Annotated in this window: 6 protein-coding genes; all 6 read left to right on the top strand. The window is 71.3% G+C overall.

All coding sequences use genetic code 11. From position 1 onward, the window contains the following. The coding region (locus AC1DUE_RS19830) for a hypothetical protein (protein WP_477041132.1) at positions 1-353 on the top strand (353 nt) is incomplete at its 5' end. A gap of 124 nt (positions 354-477) precedes the next feature. After that, the gene (locus AC1DUE_RS19825) at positions 478-1,668 is read left to right on the top strand and encodes a VOC family protein (protein ID WP_477041131.1); all 1,191 of its coding nucleotides are present in this window, start codon (positions 478-480) and stop codon (positions 1,666-1,668) included. Positions 1,669-1,803: 135 nt separating this feature from the next. Further along, on the top strand, positions 1,804-2,082 hold the full coding sequence (locus AC1DUE_RS19820; RefSeq protein WP_477041130.1) for a hypothetical protein: 279 nt from the start codon (positions 1,804-1,806) through the stop codon (positions 2,080-2,082). Positions 2,083-2,415: 333 nt separating this feature from the next. Beyond that, on the top strand, positions 2,416-4,566 hold the full coding sequence (locus AC1DUE_RS19815) for a DEAD/DEAH box helicase (protein WP_477041129.1): 2,151 nt from the start codon (positions 2,416-2,418) through the stop codon (positions 4,564-4,566). Positions 4,567-4,663: 97 nt separating this feature from the next. Beyond that, positions 4,664-5,128, top strand: a complete 465-nt coding sequence (locus AC1DUE_RS19810) for a hypothetical protein (RefSeq protein ID WP_477041128.1) — start codon at positions 4,664-4,666, stop codon at positions 5,126-5,128. 74 nt (positions 5,129-5,202) lie between these two features. Then, positions 5,203-5,823, top strand: coding sequence for a hypothetical protein (locus tag AC1DUE_RS19805; protein ID WP_477041127.1), 621 nt, complete (start codon positions 5,203-5,205; stop codon positions 5,821-5,823). Positions 5,824-5,986 lie beyond the last annotated feature (163 nt).

Raw genomic sequence — 5,986 nt, 5'->3', positions numbered from 1 at the left:
AGTCAAGCGACTCGACCCCGGCGACCACCGCGTCGACATCCGAATGCACCGAAAAGCCACACCGTCCCGTCAGCGCTGACGAGGCAGCGTTGTGCGTCTACCAGGCGTGGGTCTCCGGCGACGACGACTTGCTGGTCGCCTACGGTGATCCGGGCGTCACAGATCCACTCCCGACCGCCATGGCCGATCCGCAAATGACGTCGGAAGGGTGCTCGGCTCCCGCTGGAGCGGGCGAGGACGTCGTGTGCACGTGGTCTGGCGAGTTTCAGGACGGTCGAGTAGCGGTTCACATGCAGGTCACTGGAAATGCCTCGGACGGCTACCGAGTCACCAAGATCGACGTCGAGCACTGACCCTGCCCGAAGCTCGCGCAACTGGCCACGTTGGTCTCACCCACTAGGGCTGCGGAGCGGGGGATGCCGGAGCCTGATTTGATCCGGACGGTGATCGTCCGGAATGAGATCTACGGTGAACGGCATGGCCGACAACCGAACGGACTGGCGGGCGCTCGACGGCGTTGCGACGGCGTGGTTCGACGCACCCTCGGTCATCGAGGGTGCTGCGCTGGCCGGACGCATCGTGCAGACGTCGGGAGCGGCCCTGGTCGACCTGCGCGCGACAGGCCTTCGGGTGCGCCTCGACTCGGACGAGCACGCCGAGGCAGTGACGGCGGCCGCGCGGGAGCTCGGGCTGGCCGCGAATCCGGCCGCACTGCAGCACCTGAGCGCCGTCTTCGAGTCCGCGAACCCGTCTGCGGTGAGGCCGTTCTGGCAGCGCGCGCTCGACTATGCGCCCGATGAGGACGGCGGCCTGGCGGACACCTTGCGGCGCGACCCCGCGATCCGGATGCGGCAGTCGACCGAGCCTCGACCGCTGCGCAACCGCATCCACGTCGACGTGGTGCGGCCGGCCGCGGCGGTCGAGCAGGCGGGTCTTGGTGAGGCCTACGGAGTGTTCGGGGTCTGTCACGCCGATCCCGACGGCAACGAGGTCGACCTGGTGCCGGGCGATCCGCTCAGCGAAACGACCGGGACGGCCGACTGGCAGGCGGTGTTCAGTGCGATGGCGTGCTACCGCGCCACCTCGACGGCGCAGCAGAGTGACCTGGCCGCCGCAGCAGCAGAGCTCGCCGCCCACGCGGGCTTCCCGCTGCTGATCGACCTGCGCCCTGGGCTCGTGATCCTCGACAGCGGCAAGGACCAGTGGGAGGCCGATGCCCACGGCCTCGAGCTCGACTTCATCGACCTCGCCGAGAGCATCCAGACCGCTGCCCGCGAGCTCGGGGCTACGGCGGACCCGGGACTGCCGCGCTTCGTTCAGCTCTTCCTCGACGCCGCCGACGTCCCAGCGGTCCGCGCGTTCTGGATCGCCGCACTCGGGTACACCACGGACCGGCGAGCCGAGCAGAGCGACATCGTCGATCCGCGGCGGCTGAACCCGGTGCTGCTGTTCCAGGAGCTCGACGCCTCCGAGACGGAGCGGCGCCGGCAGCGCAACCGCATCTCCGTAGAACTGGCGGTGCCGTCGGACCTCGCGCAGGAGCGCCTCGCCACGATCGTCGCAGCCGGTGGACGGCTTCTTGACGAGTCGCAGGGTCGCTGGCGGATCGCCGACCCGGAAGGCAACGAATTGGTGCTTGTCCGCGGGGATGAACCCGCGTTCGGCTGACAACGCATTGCGGCTTGTCGACCCCGAAAGTGCCTCCCACTCTCCGTTGCGCCGTTCGGGGGGGAGCCGAACCCGAGGCCAGATCGCTCCTCTACAGTTCCCGCGGGCGACACCCACGGCGGACGAGAGAGTGTTGTGAGCACCGAGACGAGCCAGCCGAGCGAAGGCTGGCTGAGCCGTCTCCGGATTCCGTCGGTTCTGGCCCTGATGGTCGTCGGGGTCGTCCTGGCACTGGACTACGTCGTGTCGCTGCCGACGAGCCTGGTCGCCGCCGCGCTCGCAGTCGGTGCGGTGAGCATTGCGGCCTTCTTCGCTGGGGTGTGGAGCTACGGCCGGGCAACGGGCGTCGGCTGGTTCCGGGCCGCCGGCCGCGCGATCTGGGCCACGATCCGCCTCGTCGTCGATCTGCTCTGAAGAGTCTCCGAGCAGTTCCGGCGGCGCCTTCGCACTCAGTGAGTGATTTCTCCGCCCAGCGGTAGGCTCCAGGTGCGTCGGTGATCAGGCCGGCGACGACATGCCCCGCCGCGGTTCATCGAGACTCGCCGGGGCGTGTCACCATCGGCGTGAGCAGGGCCGCACGACGACGCATGCGGGGACGCTGTGCCGTGACCGGTGCCCCGTCGAAGCGCCCAGGTTCGGTGGCGTGCGGCACGGGTGGGGAGACCTGGGTCGGAGCGGCTCGGGCGCGCGCCCAGGCTCGGCGCGCTGTGCTGCGGTCGCGGGTGCGGACGCTGCGAAGGAGGAGATGTGGCACGAGGCGGTCAGCGCGGGTCCGGGCGTGCGCGCACGGACTCGGGGGCCCAGCGTCGCCCTGCCCCGCGGCCCACCGAGCAGGGGATCATCCCCGTGCTCGCCGAGGTCGCGCGCGAGGTCGACCGCGCGGTGCAGCGGCCGCCGACGCGCCCGGCCGTCCGCACGAAGTTCCAGGTCGTGGCCCTGCTCGTGCGTGAGGAGCGGGCCCGCGTCATGGCGGACGGCGCTCTGTCCTCGTCGCGACGCACCGAACAGCTCAAGCGGCTCGACGGGGTGGCGACGATGCTCGCCCGGATCGCGGCCCGGGACACCTCGCTGCTCCAGCTGCTGGCCGACGACGCCCGGGTCTCCGACGCGGCGCGCGCCTACAAGGCGTCGCTCATGACCGCGGGCGGGCTCGAGCCGCCGGAGGAGCCCGAGCCGGCCGCGGTGCCGGTCACCCCGACGCTGGCCTCTCCGACTCAGGTCATTCCCCGGTCGGTGATCTCGCGCCAGCTGGCGAACCCGTTCCTGGCGCCGGACTTCGAGGCCGCGGCCGAGCGGTCCGCGACGAAGGCGCGCCGGCTGGCCGGCTGGGAGCTGCTCGAACCGCTCTTCAGCTCCTTCGAGCGGGCCGCCACCGGCGCACCGGCCTGCATGACGCTGCCCGAGCCCCGCCGGGTGCCCACTCCGCCCGGCCGGGAGCTCATGCCGCACCAGGCCCAGGTCGTCGCGGCGACGGTCGGCGGGCATCGCACCTTCCTGCTCGCCGACGAGCCCGGGCTCGGCAAGACCGCGCAGGCGCTGCTCGCCGCGCAGGCCGCCGACGCCTACCCGCTGCTCGTCGTCGTGCCGAACGTGGTCAAGACGAACTGGGCGCACGAGGTCGGGCTGTGGACGCCGTTCCGCACGGCCACCGTGGTCCATGGCGACGGCGAGCAGGTGGACGCCTTCGCTGACGTCGTGATCGTGAACTACGAGATCCTCGACCGGCACGTCGGCTGGCTGGGCACCCTCGGGTTCCGCGGGATGGTCGTCGACGAGGCGCACTTCATCAAGAACAAGACGTCCCAGCGCTCGCAGCACGTGCTCGCTCTGTCGGAGCGGATCCGGGCGCGCGCGGCCCGGCCGCTGCTGATGGCGCTGACCGGGACCCCGCTCATCAACGACATCGAGGACTTCCGCGCGATCTGGCAGTTCCTGGGCTGGATCGACGACACCAAGCCGCTGGGTCCGCTCATGGCGGCCCTGGAGGAGACAGGCCTGACCCCGGCCGACCCCGGGTTCTACACCGCCGCGCGAGCGAGCGTCATCGACATGGGCATCGTGCGTCGTCGGAAGGTGGACGTCGTCGCCGACATCCCCGCCCGGCGCGTGGCGGACCTGCCGGTCGAGCTGGACGGGGCGGTAGGCCGCTCGATCCGCGCCGCCGAGGCCGCGCTCGCCGCCCGGATGGTCGCGCGCTACCGGTCCGCCGTGGAAGCGCGCGCTGCCGAGGGCGTGGCCGACGGGATCGACGCCGAGCTCGTCCGACGGGTCGCGGCGGGGGAGCTCAAGGACTCGAGCTCGAAGGCCACCGGCGAGAACGTCTTCACGATGGTTCGTCGGATCGGCCAGGCCAAGGCCGGGCTGGCCGCCGACTACGCCGCGCAGCTGGCCCGCAACGTCGGCAAGGTCGTGTTCTTCGCGCGGCACGTCGACGTGATGGACCAGGCCGAGCAGACCTTCGCCGACCGCGGCATCAAGTTCGCCTCGATCCGCGGCGACCAGACGACCAGGACGCGCAACAAGAACATCGCCTCGTTCACCGACGACCCCGAGGTGCAGATCGCGGTGTGCTCCCTGATGGCCGCCGGCGTGGGGATCAACCTCCAGGTCGCGTCCAACCTGGTGCTGGCCGAGCTGTCCTGGACCGACGCCGAGCAGACCCAGGCCATCGACCGCATCCACCGGATCGGCCAGGACCAGCCCGTCACCGCCTGGCGCATCATCGCCGCGCAGACCATCGACGCCAAGATCGCCGAGCTGATCGACAGCAAGTCGGCGCTGGCCGCCCGGGCGCTCGATGGGCTCGGGGACGAGGACGCCTCGTCGTCGACGGACGTCCAGCTCGAGACCCTGGTCGGGCTGCTCACCGACGCGCTCGTCGCCGAGGGCGTGGGCTGAGCCTCGACGACGTGCGCGCGGTCGGGTGAATGCCGCCTGGACCTCGCACCTCGGGGCGACGGCTCTGCCAGCCTTCTCGCACCGAGAGGGGGTCGACGTGACGCGCACGCGCAACGGGTGGGGGCTCAACAGCCCCTGGTACACCGACTGGGTCGTCTGGGTGACGGCGGTCGTGGTGCCGCTGAGATCGATCCAGGGCGTCTCGCAGCTGTCCGAGAACGACCCGCTCTCGTACGCCTTCGACTTCCTGATCTTCTTCGTCGTCGGCCTGGTGTTCGTCGGGCTGCCGCTCCTGGTCGTTCGCGGCCTCGTCCGCAAGCTCGCGCACATCGAGTCCGGCCCCATCGGCAGCGCCAGGGCGGCCACGCTCGTCGTCCCCATCAGCCCGACGGCCTCGGTGACGTTCACCCGCACGGCCGGTGGCCGAGTCGTCGTCGCGCTCAGCGGTGTGCCCGCCGAGCGTCGCGACGAGGCTCTCGCGGTGGCGCGCCGGCATGCCGAGGCGCGGGGCTTCCTGGTGCCCCAGGGGCGCACCAGCAACATCGCGGCACGCACGCTCTAGCGCTGCGGCGGCGTCGGACCGGTCGGTCGCCCTCGCGGAGCGCACGCGAGCCGCCGACCTCGATAACCTCGATCATGAACTGGCTCGAGGTTGTCGGATGGGCCGGGTCGGCCCTGATCATCGTGTCCCTCGCGCAGGCGCGCGTGCTGCGGTTCCGGGTGCTGAACCTGGTGGGCGCGCTGCTGGCGACGGTCTACAACTCGGTCATCGGGATCTGGCCGTTCGCGGCGATGAACGCGGTGATCGTCGTCATCGACGTGTACTGGCTGGTCAGGCTGCAGCGCGAGCGTCACGACGAGTCGGTCTACTCGGTGGTGGAGGTGGACGGCCACGACGCCTACCTGCAGCACGTGCTGCACGTGCACCAGGAGGACATCGCCAAGTTCCAGCCGTCGTTCGCGCCGGACGACGGCGGCGCGGCGTTCCTCGTGCAGCGCGGGGACGAGACCGTCGGGGTCGTCGTCGTGCGCGATGCGGGCAGCGGGGTCGGTCGCGTCGAGCTCGACTACGTGACACCGCGGTTCCGCGACTTCACGCCGGGCGAGTTCGTGTACCGGCACAGCGGCGTGTTCGCCGCGCACGGCCTGCGGTCGCTCGTCGTCGACGCCCTGCCGCAGAACCGTGAGTACCTCGAGCGCGTCGGCTTCCGTCCCGGGCCTACGGGCTGGACCCGTGAGGTGGACGTCGCGGAATAGAAAAGGTCCGCCCGCCGCGTCGAGRCCAAGGCCGCGAGCGCCGAGCTGCGGGGCGTCGGCCGCCTGGGCGACGTCACGTTCGAGGGCGCCGAGGGCGTCGTCAAGCTCGACGAGGCCGCCAGCGTGAAGCTGACCACCCTCACCGGCGACGTGACGGTGGGCC

The organism is Cellulomonas sp. P4_A2 (assembly GCF_056402515.1).
Note: the sequence above shows the minus strand (reverse complement) of the source record. Positions and strands in the feature narration are given on the sequence as shown.

Coding starts and splice junctions, on each gene's coding strand:
- AC1DUE_RS19825 (WP_477041131.1), top strand. CDS start 478: ATGGCCGACAACCGAACGGACTGGCGGGCGCTCGACGGCGTTGCGACG.
- AC1DUE_RS19805 (WP_477041127.1), top strand. CDS start 5,203: ATGAACTGGCTCGAGGTTGTCGGATGGGCCGGGTCGGCCCTGATCATC.